The organism is Plantactinospora sp. ZYX-F-223, from assembly GCF_039649625.1.
Classification (GTDB): domain Bacteria; phylum Actinomycetota; class Actinomycetes; order Mycobacteriales; family Micromonosporaceae; genus Plantactinospora.
On the sequence record NZ_JBDJAV010000037.1, the window covers coordinates 45265 to 60288 of the forward strand.

General features: G+C 71.7%; 15 protein-coding genes. 5 read left to right on the plus strand and 10 right to left on the minus strand.

All coding sequences use genetic code 11. The features are described from left to right. Positions 1 to 9: 9 nt before the first annotated feature. From AAH979_RS30920 to AAH979_RS30935, 4 genes are all read right to left on the minus strand, one after another. Complete coding sequence (locus tag AAH979_RS30920; protein ID WP_346261668.1) at positions 10 to 1257, minus strand: hypothetical protein; 1248 nt, start codon at positions 1255 to 1257, stop codon at positions 10 to 12. A gap of 397 nt (positions 1258 to 1654) precedes the next feature. Continuing rightward, entirely contained in the window at positions 1655 to 2617 is a 963-nt protein-coding gene (locus tag AAH979_RS30925; protein ID WP_346261669.1) for a zinc-binding dehydrogenase, read from the minus strand. A gap of 78 nt (positions 2618 to 2695) precedes the next feature. Then, entirely contained in the window at positions 2696 to 3922 is a 1227-nt protein-coding gene (locus tag AAH979_RS30930) for an NADP-dependent malic enzyme (protein ID WP_346261670.1), read from the minus strand. A 147-nt stretch (positions 3923 to 4069) separates the two neighbouring features. Next, positions 4070 to 4345 (minus strand): S24/S26 family peptidase, encoded by a 276-nt coding sequence (locus AAH979_RS30935; protein ID WP_346261707.1) that lies wholly within the window; start codon positions 4343 to 4345, stop codon positions 4070 to 4072. 170 nt (positions 4346 to 4515) lie between these two features. Here AAH979_RS30935 and sodN point away from each other — a divergent pair, with 170 nt between their 5' ends. Continuing rightward, a complete protein-coding gene (gene sodN, locus AAH979_RS30940) occupies positions 4516 to 4923 on the plus strand; it encodes a superoxide dismutase, Ni (RefSeq protein WP_318402676.1) in 408 nt (135 codons plus the stop codon). Positions 4924 to 5049: 126 nt separating this feature from the next. Then, positions 5050 to 5457 carry an anti-sigma regulatory factor gene (locus AAH979_RS30945; RefSeq protein WP_346261671.1) on the plus strand — a complete coding sequence of 136 codons (408 nt, stop codon included), beginning with the start codon at positions 5050 to 5052 and terminating at the stop codon, positions 5455 to 5457. Positions 5458 to 5481: 24 nt separating this feature from the next. Here the strand turns inward: AAH979_RS30945 and AAH979_RS30950 are convergent, their stop codons facing one another. Then, the gene (locus AAH979_RS30950) at positions 5482 to 5883 is read right to left on the minus strand and encodes a hypothetical protein (protein ID WP_346261672.1); all 402 of its coding nucleotides are present in this window, start codon (positions 5881 to 5883) and stop codon (positions 5482 to 5484) included. A 42-nt stretch (positions 5884 to 5925) separates the two neighbouring features. Between AAH979_RS30950 and AAH979_RS30955 the strand changes: the two genes are divergently transcribed. Together AAH979_RS30955 and AAH979_RS30960 are read left to right on the plus strand one after the other, a co-directional pair. Continuing rightward, the gene (locus tag AAH979_RS30955; RefSeq protein WP_346261673.1) at positions 5926 to 6876 is read left to right on the plus strand and encodes a diacylglycerol kinase family protein; all 951 of its coding nucleotides are present in this window, start codon (positions 5926 to 5928) and stop codon (positions 6874 to 6876) included. A gap of 421 nt (positions 6877 to 7297) precedes the next feature. After that, positions 7298 to 7555: a WhiB family transcriptional regulator gene (locus AAH979_RS30960; protein ID WP_130464821.1), complete on the plus strand. Its 258-nt coding sequence runs from the start codon at positions 7298 to 7300 to the stop codon at positions 7553 to 7555. A 351-nt stretch (positions 7556 to 7906) separates the two neighbouring features. Here AAH979_RS30960 and AAH979_RS30965 read toward each other — a convergent pair whose 3' ends face one another. From AAH979_RS30965 to AAH979_RS30980, 4 genes are read right to left on the minus strand one after another with little or no spacing between them, the layout of a single operon-like run. Beyond that, positions 7907 to 8704, minus strand: a complete 798-nt coding sequence (locus AAH979_RS30965) for a CbiX/SirB N-terminal domain-containing protein (RefSeq protein ID WP_346261708.1) — start codon at positions 8702 to 8704, stop codon at positions 7907 to 7909. A gap of 59 nt (positions 8705 to 8763) precedes the next feature. Beyond that, positions 8764 to 9525 (minus strand): phosphoadenylyl-sulfate reductase, encoded by a 762-nt coding sequence (locus AAH979_RS30970; protein ID WP_346261674.1) that lies wholly within the window; start codon positions 9523 to 9525, stop codon positions 8764 to 8766. Continuing rightward, a complete protein-coding gene (locus tag AAH979_RS30975) occupies positions 9522 to 9698 on the minus strand; it encodes a hypothetical protein (RefSeq protein ID WP_346261675.1) in 177 nt (58 codons plus the stop codon). Before AAH979_RS30975 ends, AAH979_RS30970 begins: the two co-directional genes overlap by 4 nt. Continuing rightward, positions 9695 to 11431, minus strand: a complete 1737-nt coding sequence (locus AAH979_RS30980) for a nitrite/sulfite reductase (RefSeq protein ID WP_346261676.1) — start codon at positions 11429 to 11431, stop codon at positions 9695 to 9697. The genes AAH979_RS30975 and AAH979_RS30980 overlap by 4 nt, the downstream gene beginning before the upstream one ends. A gap of 448 nt (positions 11432 to 11879) precedes the next feature. On the opposite strand from AAH979_RS30980, the gene AAH979_RS30985 reads away from it, so the two are divergent. Next, positions 11880 to 13274: a glycosyltransferase family 39 protein gene (locus tag AAH979_RS30985; RefSeq protein ID WP_346261709.1), complete on the plus strand. Its 1395-nt coding sequence runs from the start codon at positions 11880 to 11882 to the stop codon at positions 13272 to 13274. Between the two features lie 88 nt (positions 13275 to 13362). Here the strand turns inward: AAH979_RS30985 and AAH979_RS30990 are convergent, their stop codons facing one another. After that, the gene (locus AAH979_RS30990; RefSeq protein WP_346261677.1) at positions 13363 to 14982 is read right to left on the minus strand and encodes a histidine kinase N-terminal domain-containing protein; all 1620 of its coding nucleotides are present in this window, start codon (positions 14980 to 14982) and stop codon (positions 13363 to 13365) included. Positions 14983 to 15024: the final 42 nt, after the last annotated feature.

Below are 15024 nucleotides of genomic sequence, written 5' to 3' on the forward strand. Positions count from 1 at the left end.
GGGATGGGGCTAGCCCACCACCGGCCTCCGGTTGTCCGCGTAGAGGTTGGTCGCCCGATCCCAACTGATGCCGCGCTGGTCGGGTCGGGCTATCACGCCATATCGGTAGTTTCGCCCGAAGACATTGCCGCTCAATCGGATGTTGGCGGCATTGAGATCGGTACGCACACCGATGGAATAGTTTCCACCGTTACAGTAATTGCCCTCGAAGACGAGATTCGAGACGATCGGCCCGGTGGTCGATCCGATCATGAGGCAGGCGTTGAACGGATCTCTGGTCACCGGGTTGTACGCCTCCAGCGTATTGCCCCGGACCACGATATTCGAGGCACCGGTGGTCTGGAGCGTGTCGTTGTGCGATCCGGGCCCGCGGGTCAGATGGTGGATCCAGGAATCCTCGACAACCACGTCACTGCCGAGCCGGGGCCCGTCGATGACGTTGCTGATGTCGACCCGGCGCAGCGTGTATTCGCCACAACAGACCGCTGCCGAGTTCTTTCCCTTGCCATTGATCTCGACGTCCTCCACCAGCAGGTTGACGGCGTCGATCGTACGAATCGAATAGATCCCATCACAGGTGATCCGGGATTTCCGGATGACGACGTTCTTGGCGGTGACGGTCACGCAGCCGGTGATGTTCAGCCCGCTGAGCACCTGACCGTCCTGGGTGACCTTGATCGAACCCGACGCCCGGAGTTTGGTACCGGCCGGCACACCGGTGTTGTCGGGGCCCGGGAAGGAGGAGGGTGCCCGGCTGGCCGGCGCCCTGGTCATGGTCGCCGCGGCGGCCGGATCCGGCTCGTCCGGTGAGTCCTCGGGCGCCGGGGTCGTGGGGTCGGGGGTCGGCTCCGGACGGGCGGCCGACGGCAGGTCACCGGCGGCGACCGGCTTCCCGTTCCAGGTCGACATTATGATCGTCGCGGGCGCTTCCGGCGAGTGCATGAAACCGTTCTTGCATCCGGAGACGCGCACCTTGCGGGCCGTGTAGTTGCCGAAGACGAGGCCATTCGTCTCGGGCCGGGTGCACTGGATTCTGGTGTTCTCGACCAGCGCCCCGGTGAAGCCGTCGAAAATCCGTACGGCGTGCGCTCCGCCGTACTTGATCGTGCTATTTCTGATCGTGACGTTGTCCGCCTTGATGTGCACGTACCCATTGATCTTGCGGCCGTCCAGCATGGTCCCGTCCCGGGTAATGGTCATCGACCCGTCGCCACTGCTGGCGACGGCCACGCCGATCCCGGCGAGGATGATCCCCAACGTGGCCGAACCCACCACCAGAGATCGCGGGGTACGCCAGCCGCGCCCAGGGACGCGACGGGATGGCGGTCTTTGCCGATTGTGCTGACCCGCCACAGAGAAACTCATCAAGATCCGACTCCTTCGCCGTACAGATTCGTCCGCGATCAGAGGGGCGGAACGGGACGACTGTACCCGCCGACCCCAAGCGGACGGAGACGCGAAGGAAAGGGCGAAAACCCAACCTTTATTTTTCCTAAAGTCAGGCTTTACCCCGACTTTCCGGTGCATTGCGTTGGACTTATCCTGCCCGGCTGTCCGTTTTGGGCGCGGGCAAAACGTCCGGATTTTCAAATCCTGTCACCGCGCGTGTTCGAGTCGTGATCACGCCAGCTCAGGGCGGGCACCGGTCGCCCCGCTACGCGGTGTGCTCCAGCACCACCTTGCCGAAGACGTCCCCGGAGAGCAGCCGGGCGAAGGCCGTACGGGCCTCGGCGAACGGGTACGTCCCGTCGATCACCGGCCGGATCCCCCGCCGCACCAGCAGCCCGAGCAGTTCGGCCAGCTCCGCCGGAGTGCCCATGGTCGAGCCGAGGATCTCCAACTGCATCGCGAAGACCCGGCGGAGGTTCACCGGCGGCTCGTACCCCGCCGTCGCGCCGGAGACGACGATCCGGGCGCCCGGGGCGGCCGACTTCAGCGAATGGTCGAAGGTCGCGGCGCCAACCGTCTCGATCACCACGTCCACCCGCTCCGGCAACCGGGCCCCCGGCTCCAGCGCGGTCGCGCCCAGCGCGGCGATCCGCTCCCGCTTGCCCGGGTGACGGCTGGTCGCGTACACCCGCTTGCCGAGCGCCACCGCGAGCATCACGGCGGCGGTCGCCACGCCGCCGCCGGCCCCCTGCACCAGCACCGACTCCCCGGCGTCCACCCGTCCCCGGGTGGTGAGCATCCGGTACGCGGTCAGCCAGGCCGTGGGCAGGCAGGCCGCCTCGGCGAAGGAGAGCCCGGACGGCTTGGGCACCAGGTTGGCGCGGGGCACCGCGACCCGCTCGGCGAGCGTGCCGGGATGCCGCTCGGAGAGCAGCGACAGCCCACGGGGGTCGGCCGGATCCGGGATCACCGGGTAGATCACGACGTCGTTGCCGCCCGGGTCGACACCCGCGGCGTCGCAGCCGAGGATCATCGGCAGCCGGTCGGCCGCCAGCCCGACCCCGCGCAGCGACCAGACGTCGTGGTGGTTGAGCGAGCTGGCCCGCACCTCCACCGTCACCCAGTCCGGCTCCGGATGGGCCGGCTCGGGCCGATCCCCGACGACCAACGCGGCGAGCGGATCGTCGGCATCGAACGTCGAGGCGTAGGCGGCACGCATGATCGACACGTTACACCCGGTCGATAACCGCCGCTCTCCGCCGAACCACCGGCCCGGCGCAGGACACCGACCCCCGGCGTCGCCCCGTCAGGCCCGGGCCACGCCGTCGCGACGGGCCGCCTCCGCCACCGCTTCGGCCACCGCCGGCGCGACCCGGGGGTCGAGCGGCGAGGGCACGATGGCGTCGACCCGGAGCTGTCCGGCCTCGGAGCCGGCCTGGTGCGTCCCGTCCGACCAGGCCGCCTCGACCGCGACGGCGGCGATCGCGTCCGCCGCCGCCACCTTCATGCCCTCGGTGATCCGGGTCGCCCGAGCCGCCAGCGCGCCCTGGAAGATGCCCGGGAAGGCGAGCACGTTGTTGATCTGGTTCGGATAGTCGCTGCGGCCGGTCGCCACCACGGCCGCGTACCGGGCGGCCACCTCGGGGTGCACCTCGGGCGTCGGGTTGGCCAGCGCGAAGACGGCACCGCCCGGCGCCATCCCCGCCACCGCGTCCTCGGGGATCTGTCCACCTGAGACCCCGATCAGCACGTCGGCGTCGCGCAACGCCTCGGTGATCCCGCCGACCCGGCCGGCGGCGTTGGTCAGCTCGGCCAGCTCGGCCTTTGACGGGGTCAGGTCCGGCCGGTCGCCGTGCAGGATGCCCCGGGAGTCGCAGACCACCACCTCGGCCGGGTTCACCCCGCCGGCCGCCAGCATCTTGGTCACCGCGACGCCGGCCGCACCGGCACCGCTGACCACCACCCGCAGGTCGCCGAGCTTGCGGTTGAGCAGCGTCGTGGCGTTACGCAGCGCGGCGAGCACCACGACGGCGGTGCCGTGCTGGTCGTCGTGGAAGACGGGGATCGGCAGCGCCTCGTCCAGCCGGCGCTCGATCTCGAAGCACCGGGGCGCGCTGATGTCCTCCAGGTTGATGCCGCCGAACGACGGAGCCAGCGCCGTCACCACCGCGACGATCTCGTCGACGTCCTGGGTGTCCAGACAGATCGGCACGGCGTCCACCCCGCCGAACTGCTTGAAGAGCACCGCCTTGCCCTCCATCACCGGCATCGCCGCACGCGGCCCGATGTTGCCCAGCCCCAGCACGGCCGAGCCGTCGGTGACCACCGCGACGGTGCGGGAGACCCAGGTGTAGTCGTCGGCCAGGGCGGGGTCGGCGGCGATCGCCTCGCAGACCCGGGCCACCCCCGGGGTGTACGCGAGGGAGAGGTCCTCCCGCGTGGCCAGCGGCACGGTCGAGGCGACCGCCAGCTTGCCGCCCCGGTGCAGTTGGAAGGCGGGATCGGACGGGTCCACGGCGGCGGCGGATGACATGGTGACTCCAAGGATCGCGACGATGCATTCCATTCGAGAGGCGGCCGGCTGGACGCGAGATCGGCGATCGCCGGCAGCGGTGCGGGGGTCACCCGGGTATGGACTACAGAGCATAGTGGCGTTCGGGACGACGGTTGCCCCGCAGGGTCATACCGAGCGGTAATAGAACCACTTCGGGCGCGGCCAGTAGCGCGCCACCACCCGGCCCAGGACGTCGGCCACGCCGTACGCCCGGGAGTCGTCGGTCACCAGCGGGTTGTCGCCGTGCAGCTCCCAGCCACCGTCGAGCGGGCGTACCGCGCGTTTGACCACCAGCAGGTCCGGGCGGGTGCGGAAGACGCCGACCACCACGTCACCGGGCCGGACGGCGCGACCGCCACGCCGGACCAGCAGCGCGTCGCCGTGCCGCAGCGTCGGCACCATCGACGGCCCGACCACGAGTACGGCGAACACCGGCGCGCCGGAGCGGCCACCGGTCGCGGAAGGGCCGGTGGAGGGGCTGGTGGACACCGAGTTTCACCTCCACCCCTTCGGGGACATATCGCAGGAGTACTGTCATCCTGGATCATCACAGACGTGCCTTGGAGGGTCCCATGCGACTTCCACGCATCCTTACACCACGAACTGTCGCGCACGCCCACTGCGACCTGCCCTGCGGCGTCTACGACCCGGCGCAGGCCCGGATCGAGGCCGAGTCGATCAAGGCGATCGACGAGAAGTACGCGGCGAACACCGACCCCGAGTTCCGCACCCGGGCGCTGATCATCAAGGAGCAGCGCTCCGAGCTGGTCAAGCACCACCTGTGGGTGCTCTGGACCGACTACTTCAAGCCCCCGCACTTCGAGAAGTACCCGCAGTTGCACCAGCTGTTCAACGAGGCCACCAAGCTCGCCGGTGGCGGCGGGGGCACCAAGGCCACGACCGACGGGTCCAAGGCCGACGAGCTGCTGCAGAAGATCGACGAGATCGCGAAGATCTTCTGGGAGACCAAGCAGGCGTGAGTACCACCACCCCGCCGGCCACCGGCCCGGCGGGACGGTGCCGGCGACGTGCCGGCTGGATCCACGGATCCGGCCGGCACGTCGGCGCGACGGCCCGGTAGAGTCCGAGACGGGGGGACTGGCCTGGTGACTTCGCTGAGCACACCGCCGACGACCGGCGACGACGTCGTCCTGCTCACCGTGCCCGCCGACGGTGGTTTCCTCGGGGTACTACGGACCGCGACCGCCGGCCTCGCCGCCCGCCTGCACTTCGCCCTCGACGAGATCGAGGATCTGCGCATCGCCGTCGACGAGGCGTGCGCCATGCTGCTCGCCGTCACCACCCGGGACGCCGAGTTGGACTGCCGCTTCTCGGTCACCGACGACGCGCTCACCGTCGAGGTCTCGGTGCCCACCGCCCGGGGAGCGCGGCTGCCGGCGGAGTCGTCGTTCGCCTGGAAGGTGCTGACCGCGCTGACCACCTCCGCCAGGGCGGTCGCGACCGGCGACCGGGCCACCATCACGCTGCTGACCCGACGCGCCGCCGAGGTCTGAACCCGGTCGGTTCGGGTCTCCCGGTCAGGCCCGTTCGGTGTCGAAGCCGAGCGCCCGGTTGGTGGCGGTGCTGATCAGCAGGCCGACGACCAGCAGACCGAGCGCGATCAGCGGCCCGCCCAGCCAGGCCAGCCCGCCCAGGATCATGAAGTAGCCGACCGGCAGCAACATGAGCTGCAACACGATCGCCGGTGCCCGGGCGGCCGGTCGGCGCCGATCCAGCGCGGTGCCGATCACCCAGAGCAGCACCGCGCCGCCCGCCGCGAAGAGAGTGACCAGGAGCGCGGAGAGCAGGTCGGTCGCGGTAGCGGTGAACAGCTCGTAGATCAGGAAGAGCGTCAACAGGGCCAGCCCGACCCCCTCGGCGCGCAGCAGCCACACGGCCCAGCGCAGCGGGCCGGGTGCCGGTTCGGGGTCCCTCGTCACGGCCGCCACGATACCCCGGCGGCTCGCGGTACAGTGCCGCCCATGCGGGCCATCCTGGTGGTCAATCCCAAGGCCACCACCACGACGGGCCGGGGCCGGGACGTTCTCGTCCGCGCGCTCCGCAGCGAGGTGGACCTCACCGTCGAGTACACCCGGCGGCGCGGGCACGCGGTCACGCTGGCCCGGGAGGCCGCCCGGCAGGGCGTCGAGCTGGTCGTGACGCTCGGTGGCGACGGCACCGTCAACGAGGTGGTCAACGGCCTGATGACCGCCGGGCCCTCGCACGCCGCCGACGACCGGCCACCGGCCGGGCAACTCCCCGCGCTCGCGGCCGTACCGGGTGGCTCGACCAACGTCTTCGCCCGGGCGTTGGGGCTGCCCCGGGAGTGGCCGGAGGCGACCAGCGTGATCCTGGAGGCGCTGCGGGTGGGGCGGGTCCGCACCATCGGTCTCGGTCTCGCCGACGACCGGTACTTCACCTTCTGCGCGGGGCTGGGCATGGACGCGGCGGTGATCCACCGGGTGGAGCGGGCCCGCCGGCGGGGCCGGGTCTCCACCCCGAGCCTGTACCTGCGCTCGATCGTCAGCCAGTACCTCGTCGGGGCGGAGCGGCGGCACCCGGCGATCCGGCTGGAGCAGCCGGGCGAGATCACCGAGGGTGAGCTGGCCACCGTGGTCATCCAGAACACCGCACCCTGGACGTACGTCGGGGACCGCGAGGTCAACCCGAATCCGGACGCCTCGTTCGACCTGGGCCTGGACGTGTTGGCGCTGCGTCGGCTGCGGGTACCGAGCACCACCCGGATGGTGACCCAGAGCCTGTCCCGGCGGCCGGATCCGCGTGGCCGGCAGATCCTGCGGCTGCACGACCTGGAGGAGTTCACCCTGGTCGCGGAGCAGCCCCAGGCGTTCCAGCTAGACGGCGACTACCTCGGCGAGCGAAACAAAGTCCGATTCACGTCCGTCCCGGCGGCACTGCGAGTAATCTGCTGAGCCTGGGGTACTGCGACCGGTAGCGAACCTCTGAAGCCTCCAACGAGGGCGGTGCCGGAAATGCCAGCAATGTCGGGCGGACTGTACTATATTGATTCTCGGCTGTGGCGCACCGGGTGCCGGCGAGGGCGGAAATCCGGACATATGGGCCGTGACCTGTCTCACCTGCCCAGAGTTTTTCCGGGCGCTACCCTTGACATCGCGGGAGTTCGTGAAAGTATTCACAAGCGAACTTGAGTTACCGGGACATTGCGTGGGCGCGTTCGACCAACGACCGCCGCCCCGCGGGTCCCACAACACAAAGCCTGCTCTCGCGCTGCCGAACCGATGGGTTCCACACCGTCGCGATCGACACCGCGGACGCATATAGGAAAGATCCACGAAGCACTGCCGCCCACCCAGATTGAGGAGTGTTGCCGCCATGGACTGGCGCCACCATGCTGCCTGCCGCGACGAAGACCCGGAGCTGTTCTTTCCGATCGGAACGTCCGGTCCGGCCGTCCTGCAGGTCGAGCAGGCCAAGGCCGTCTGCCGGCGTTGCTCCGTGACCGACGAGTGCCTGCAGTGGGCGCTCGAATCCGGTCAGGACGCCGGAGTCTGGGGCGGAATGAGCGAAGAGGAGCGGCGCGCCGTCAAGCGCCGTGGCGGCCTTCGGGTCCTGCGCGCTCACTCTGCCTGACCGACCGCACTACGCATCGGACGCCCTGGGGCTCGTTCCCCGGGGCGTTCTGCTGTTCGGCGTTAACACGTTCTGTTGTTCCTGGAACGCGTTCTGCTGTTGTCGTGACGATGGATAGTGGATCGACGACATTCCGCTGATCAATTCGCCGACGCCGAATCCGAAGGCGATTCCCATCCGTCGACCGCGATTCCGACGACGATTACCGGCGCCGGGGCCGGCCGGTCGGAACACCGCCGGGACCCCGTGCCGCGCCGGACGGCAGCGCCGGCCGCCGACGACTACGGTACGTTGCGGCGGGCAACTACTCTGCGTCACTCGCCCGAGGTCGCCACGCAACAGCGGCGACGGTTACCGAGGGTCAGCGGCCAGCGCCGCGTCCAGCCGCCCGAGCACGAGCTGGACGAGTTCCGGTGCGTCGCCCAGCGGGGCGGCCAGGAGCACCGCACCGGCCTCCCGAGCCGATGCCAGGGCCGTCTCGCAGAGCCGGCCCGGAGCCAGGAAGTACGTGGCCACCGCCACCCGTCGGGCGCCGGCCTCGCGGAGCGCGCAGACCGCCGTACCGGCCGTCGGTGGGGCCGCGGAGGCGTAGCCGACCCGGGTCGGTAGCCCCGTCACGCGACCGAGCGCCTCGGCCACCTCTCCGACGGTGTCCCGGGCGGCGGCGTCCCGGGTACCGGCGGCAGCCAGCACCACGCCGTCGACCCCGCCCTCCCGGAGCGCGGACGCGTCGACGACGCCGTCCGGGTATCCCGGGTCGACGGCCTCGGTGAGCCGGCGCAGCAGCCCGGCGAGCAGCCGTGGGTCGACCCCCCGCGCGGTCGGGCCGAGCACCTCGGCGGTACGCACCGGCATGCGCAGCCCCGCCTCCCGGGCCGCCTCGACAGCACCGGGGATGTCGACCCGGCCGTGGTACGCGGCCGTCAACAGCAGCGGCACCAGTACGGCCCGCCGGTGCCCGGCCGCCTCCAGCTCGGCCAGTACCGCACCGGGTCGGGGTGGGCCGTGGTCGAGATAGCTGGCCCGGACCAGCAGACCGGGCCGGGCCGCCGCCACCGCCCGGGTCAGCGCCTCGGTGGCTCGGGCGGCCCGGGGATCGCCACTGCCATGTGCCACCAGCACGACCGGGGCCGGGGCCGACCCGGCCACCGGTACTCCGGCGGCGGTCGCGGCGGACCCGGCCACCGGTGCTCCGGCGGCCTCGGCGGTCACACGTGCAGGCCGCACTCGGTCTTCTCGAACATGGCCCAGCGGCCGGCCCGGGGATCCTCGCCCGCCTTGGTCCGCCGGGTGCAGGGCCAGCAGCCGATCGAGGTGTAGCCCTGCCGGAACAGCTCGTTGACCGGCACGTTCCACCGGGAGATGTAGGCGTCGACGTCGGCCTGGCTCCAGGCGGCGATCGGGTTCACCTTGACCTTGCCGCGTCGCGGGTCGAAGCCCACCACCGGGGTATTGGCCCGGGTCGGCGACTCGTCCCGGCGCAGCCCGGCCGCCCAGGCGTCGTAGTCGGCCAGAGCCCGCTCCAGCGGCTCCACCTTGCGCAGCGCGCAGCACTCGTCGGGTGCCCGGGAGAAGAGCCGGGGACCGTACTCGCCGTCCTGCTGGCCGACGGTCTGCCGGGGCCGGACGGAGCGTACGTTGACCGGCAGGGTACGGGCCACGGCGTCGCGTACCCGAAGGGTCTCCGGGAAGTGCAGGCCGGTGTCCAGGAAGACCACGTCCACCCCGGGCGCCACCCGGGAGACCACGTGCGCCAGCACGGCGTCGGCCATCGAGCTGGTGACGCAGAACCGGTCGCCGAACTCGCCGACCGCCCAGCGGACGATCTCCTGGGCCGGTGCGCCGTCCAGTTCGCGGTTCGCCTCCTCGGCCAGCGCCCGCAGCTCCGCCGGGTCCCGCCGGGACGGGGAGGCCGGCACGTCGGGACCGAGCTTGACCAACCCGAGGTTGGCCGCGGCAACCGGGCTCATCGGTGCTCTCCTTCGGTCGAAAGCGCGGTGGCGAGCAGGCCGGTGAACTTCACCGTGAAGACCCGGGCGCAGGCCCGGCACTCCCAGGCACCGTGCGACGCCTCGTTGGGTCGCAGGTCCTCCTCGCCGCAGTACGGGCAGTAGAGGGGTGCGGCTCGGGTATCCCCACTCATCGCAGTTCCTCCTCGTCGACTCGCACGACCCAGTTCGCGAAGCTCTCGCCCTCGGTGCGACCGTCCAGGTAGCGGCGGGTGAGCCGCTCGACGTACTCCGGAAGCTCCGCCGCAGTGGTCTTCAGGCCGCGCAGCTTGCGGCCGAAGCCGGCGGACTGGCCCTGGGCCATGCCCAGGCCGCCGCCGAGGTGCACCTGGAAGCCCTCGACCTGGCGCCCGTCGGGCCCGACCACGAGCTGGCCCTTGAGGCCGATGTCGGCGGTCTGGGTCCGGGCGCAGGCGTTCGGGCAGCCGTTGAGGTGGATGCTCAGCCCCTCGCCGAGGTCGGCGCCGGCGAGCCGCTCCTCCAACCGGGCCACCAGTTCCTGGCCCCGGGCCTTGGTCTCGACGATGGCGAGCTTGCAGTATTCGAGGCCGGTGCAGGCCATGGTGTCGCGCCGCCAGACCGACGGGAACGCCTCCAGGCCGATCCGGCGCAGCGCCGCGACCAGCGAGTCGGTCCGCTCGGCCGGCACGTCCAGCACCAGGAGTTTCTGGTACGGGGTGAGGCTCACCCGGCCGCTGCCGTGCTCGGCGGCGGCGTCGGCCAGCTCGGCGAGCTGGGTGCCGGAGATCCGCCCCACCACCGGGGCGGCGCCGACGTAGTGGCGCCCGTCCCGCTGCCGGTGCACTCCGATGTGGTCGATCGGCTTGGCCGGCAGTTCCGGCGCCGGCCCGTCGAGCAGGCTGCGGCCCAGGTATTCCTTCTCCAGCACCTCGCGGAACTTGGCCACGCCCCAGTCGGCGACCAGGAACTTGAGCCGGGCGCGGTGCCGCAGCCGGCGGTAGCCGTAGTCGCGGAAGATCCCGACCACCCCGGCCCAGACGTCCGGCACCTCGTCCAGCGGCACCCAGACGCCGAGCCGCTGCGCCAGCATCGGGTTGGTGCTCAGCCCGCCACCGACCCAGAGGTCGAAGCCGGGGCCGTGCTCGGGGTGCTCGACGCCGAGGAAGGAGATGTCGTTGACCTCGTACGGCGTGTCGGCCAGCCAGGAGATCGAGGACTTGAACTTGCGCGGCAGGTTGGAGTATTGCGGGTCGCCGACGTAGCGCCGGACGATCTCGTCGATCGCGGGGGTCGGGTCGAGCAGCTCCGCCTCGGCGATGCCGGCGACCGGGCTGCCGAGCACCACCCGGGGGCAGTCGCCGCACGCCTCGGTGGTCTGCAGGCCGACCGCCTCCAGCCGGCGCCAGATCTCCGGCATGTCCTCGACCCGGATCCAGTGCAGCTGGATGTTCTGCCGGTCGGTGATGTCGGCGCTGTCCCGGGCGTACCTCTGGGAGACCTCGGCGATCGTCCGGAGCTGCTCCAGGTTGAGCTGGCCGCCGTCGATCCGGACCCGGAGCATGAAGTACTCGTCTTCCAGCTCGTGCGGCTCCAGCACGGCGGTCCGGCCGCCGTCGATGCCGGCCTTGCGCTGGGTGTAGAGCCCCCACCAGCGGAACCGCCCGCGCAGGTCCTGCGGGTCGATCGAGGCGAAGCCCCGGTGCGCGTAGATGTTCTCGATCCGGGCCCGTACGTTCAGCGGGTTGTCGTCCTTCTTGGTCCGCTCGTTGGGGTTGAGCGGCTCCCGGTGCCCGAGCGCCCACTGCCCCTCGCCTCGCGGACGACGGGCCGGTCGGGCCGCGCGTGCGCTGCTGCCCGCCGGTGCGCTGGTGGCGCCGGGTCGGGACGGGGTGTCGCTGACCGCCATCGCGGCGTCCTCCGTTGTTCGGTGTGACTCGGTGGACGCGCAGGGCGACGGCCTCGGCCCAGGGCGGACCGGAGACGACGGTGTCGGAAACGACGGTGTCGGGGAAGCCGGCGCACTGCACGCCCGGGACGGAACAGGTCCGGGCGGCGTCAGTGGGCCGGACAGATCGCGCTGCGAACGCGGCCGTAGTCCACGTGGCGGCGGGAGGTGAATCCCGGCCTCGCGAAGCGGCGCACGGCGGCGGTCATACCCGTCATGCTGCCACATCCGTATCGGCCGGACCACCGCCGCGACCACTGATCCCGCCTGGCGGACCCGCTGTGGTCAGCTTCACGCTACGATTTCGAATATTGGAACTAATGCGACAGATGGCATCTCATCGGCCATAGATCGCGGTTCGGCTCGACCCGTTCGCCGGATCGTCCTGCCGGGTCGGTTCCGCCGGGCGATCTGGCTCTGGCCGGGCCTGGCCACCCTGCTCGTCACCGCCGTCCAGCTCGACCGCGCCCCGCTCTGGCGCGACGAGCTGGCGACCTGGAGCGCCGCCTCCCGGCCGCTGCCCGACCTGCTCCGGCTGATCGGCACGATCGACGCGGTCAACGGCCCGTACTACCTGCTGATGCACGGCTGGCTGGCGGTGGCCGGAGACTCCGTCGTCGCCCTGCGGCTGCCGTCCGCGCTCGCCATGGCCGGGGCCGCCGCGCTGACCACCGTGCTCGGCGCCCGGCTCTTCGGCCGCCGGGCCGGGCTGCTCGCCGGGCTGCTCTTCGCGATACTGCCGAGCACCTCCCGGTACGGCCAGGAGGCCCGCCCGTACGCCCTGGCGACGCTGCTCGCGGTGCTGGCAACCCTGCTGCTGCGCCGGGCGGTGGAGCGTTCGACGTGGCCGCGCTGGGTTGGTTACGCGGCGGCGGTGCTCGGGCTGGGCCTGGCCAACCTGTTCGCGGTCAGCCTGGTCGCCGGGCACGCGTTCGCCGTCCTGCTCGGTCGACGTGACCCGGTACGACTGCGCGGGCTGCTCGCGGTCGGTCTCGCCGGGCTGCTGCTGGTGCCGCTGGCCGTGCTCGGCCGGAGCCAGCAGGGCCGGCAGCTCGACTGGGTGGGCCGCCCCGGGTTCGGCGACCTGCTCGGGTTGCCCGGCAGTGTGGTGCAGGCCGGGGTGGTCGGCGGGCTGCTGGTCGGGCTCGCCGCCGTCGCCGTCGCTGCCCGCGGGCGCTGGGGTGTCGTACTCGGCCTGACTGTCCTGCTGCCGGGGCTGCTGCTCTTCGTCGCCGGGCAGGTCACCCCACTCTTCGTACCGCGCTACCTGCTCTTCGTGGTCCCGTTCGCCTGCCTGCTGGCCGCCGCGACCCTGGCCCCGCTCCGGCCGGCCGCCGGGCTGACGATCGTGCTGGTCGCCGGCCTGCTTGGCGCACCCGAGCAGGCGGCGCTACGGCGCACACACGAGTGGCCGCGCACCGCCCCGGTGGACTACCCGGCAGCGGTACGCATCATCGCCGCACATCAGCGACCGGGTGACGGCATCGTGTACGCGCCTCGGGACGGCTGGGCGTTCCTCGACCTGGCCACCGCGTACTACCTGCGGACTGACCGCCCCCGGGACGTCCTGCTGGCCCAGGACCAGATCCGCCGGGCCGACTTCTGGGCGACCGAGTGCACCCGGCCGGCGGAGTGCCTGGCCCCAGTCGACCGACTCTGGCTGCTCTCCTGGGGAGCACAGGCGGATTCGCTGGCCGCGATGCCCGCCGGTCGAGCGGACCCACTGCGCGCCGCCTTCCGGATCAACCGGCACTGGACGGTGCGAGGTCTCACCGTGGACCTGCTGGTCCGCCGCTCGGCCTAGCCCGACGTACACGAGTAGATCTTGACGACTTCTTGCGCCTGGGACGACAACAAGTCGTCAAGATCTGTCGAAGATACGCACAGCTGCTTTATCGGGCCAGTGGGACCACGAGCAGCGCTTCGGTGCCGGCACCGGCCCGGTTGCGCAGCTCGATGGTGCCGCGCAGCTCCCCGGTGGCCAGCGCGCGGACGATCTGGAGGCCGAGCCGGCTGCCCTGGTCGGCGTCGAAGTCCTCCGGCAGGCCCCGGCCGTTGTCGGCGACCGTGACGTGCAGTTGCTTGCGGAACCGGTGCGCCGAGACGACCACCTCGGCCGGCTCGGCTGGCCGGTCCGGCTTCTCCTCGGCGCCCGCCGGCCGCTGTTCCGCCGGGGCGGCTCCGTCCGGGGCGGGCATGTCCAGGGCGACCCCGTCCAGGACGGCGGTCGGCGGCACCGCCCCGTTCTCGCCCTGCTCCGGGAAGGCGTGCTCGACCGCGTTGAGCAGCAGCTCGTTCAGCACGATCACCAGCGAGGTGGCGATCTCCGCCGGCAGCACACCGAAGCTGCCCTGCCGGCGTACCCGTACCGGGACCTCGGTCGCGGCCACCTCGGCGGCGGCCGCCGCCACCCGGTCCACGATGCCGTCGAACTCGACCGCCTCGTCGCTGGACATCGAGAGGGTCTCGTGCACCAGGGCGATCGAGGCGACCCGGCGTACCGACTCCTCCAGCGCGGCCCGGGCGGCCGGGATGCCGACCCGGCGGGCTTGGAGCCGGAGCAGCGCGGCGACGGTCTGGAGGTTGTTCTTCACCCGGTGGTGGATCTCCCGGATGGTGGCGTCCTTGGTGATCAGGGCGCGATCGCGGCGGCGTACCTCGGTCATGTCCCGGACCAGCACCAGCGCGCCGATCGGCACCCCGGCGGGCATCAGCGGCAGGGCCCGGGTCAGCACGGTCGCGCCCCGAGCCTCGATCTCCCGGCGCGGCGGCGCCTCGCCGCGCAGCGCGGCGAGCACCCGGTTGGCCGCCTCGGTGCCCTCCAGCGGATCGGCGGCCAGCCGGCCGTTCAGCGCCGCCAGGTCCTCGCCGACCAGGTGCGAGGCGAACCCGAGCCGCCGGTACGCGGACTGCGCGTTCGGGCTCGCGTAGGTGACCTTGCCGTTGGCGTCCAGCCGGACCAGCCCGTCGCCGACCCGGGGTGCCGTGGTGGTCTCGCCGGGGTGGCGTACCGGCGGAAACGTGCCGTCGGAGAGCATCTGGGCCAGGTCGTCGGCGGTGGTCAGGTAGTTCAGTTCGAGCTGGCTCGGGGTACGCGCGGTGGAGAGGTTGGTGTCCCGGCCCACCACGGCGATCACCTCGCCCGACTCGCCGTCGCCGGAGCGCAGCCGGACCGGGATCGCCTCGTGCCGGGCCGGGGTGTCGCCATACCAGACCGGGTCGCCCTCCCGCCAGATCCGCCCCTGGGTGTACGCGATGGCCAGGTGCGCCACCTCGGGTCCGCCGACGATCCGCCCCACCTGGTCGTCCTGGTACGCGGTCGGCGCGGTCGTCGGGCGCACCTGGGCGACACAGACGAACCCGTCGGTGTCGCTGACCGGTACCCAGAGCAGCAGGTCGGCGAAGGACAGGTCGGAGAGGAGTTGCCAGTCGCCGGCCACCCGGTGCAGGTGGTCGATGTCGACCGGTCGCAGGCCGGTGTGCTCCTCGGCGAGATCGCGCAGCGTGGACACGGGGCAAGCCTGCCACGACCACGCCCGGTGCGGGTATCACCA

Bases quoted from the DNA above. Each gene is read 5' to 3' on its own strand.
- AAH979_RS30935 (WP_346261707.1), bottom strand. From the start codon at position 4,345: ATGGTGCCGACGCTGCGGCACGGCGACGCGCTGCTGGTCCGGCGTGGC.
- AAH979_RS30960 (WP_130464821.1), top strand. From the start codon at position 7,298: ATGGACTGGCGCCACCATGCTGCCTGCCGCGACGAAGACCCGGAGCTG.
- AAH979_RS30975 (WP_346261675.1), bottom strand. From the start codon at position 9,698: ATGAGTGGGGATACCCGAGCCGCACCCCTCTACTGCCCGTACTGCGGC.
- AAH979_RS30955 (WP_346261673.1), top strand. From the start codon at position 5,926: ATGCGGGCCATCCTGGTGGTCAATCCCAAGGCCACCACCACGACGGGC.
- AAH979_RS30930 (WP_346261670.1), bottom strand. From the start codon at position 3,922: ATGTCATCCGCCGCCGCCGTGGACCCGTCCGATCCCGCCTTCCAACTG.
- AAH979_RS30980 (WP_346261676.1), bottom strand. From the start codon at position 11,431: ATGGCGGTCAGCGACACCCCGTCCCGACCCGGCGCCACCAGCGCACCG.
- AAH979_RS30970 (WP_346261674.1), bottom strand. From the start codon at position 9,525: ATGAGCCCGGTTGCCGCGGCCAACCTCGGGTTGGTCAAGCTCGGTCCC.
- sodN (WP_318402676.1), top strand. From the start codon at position 4,516: ATGCGACTTCCACGCATCCTTACACCACGAACTGTCGCGCACGCCCAC.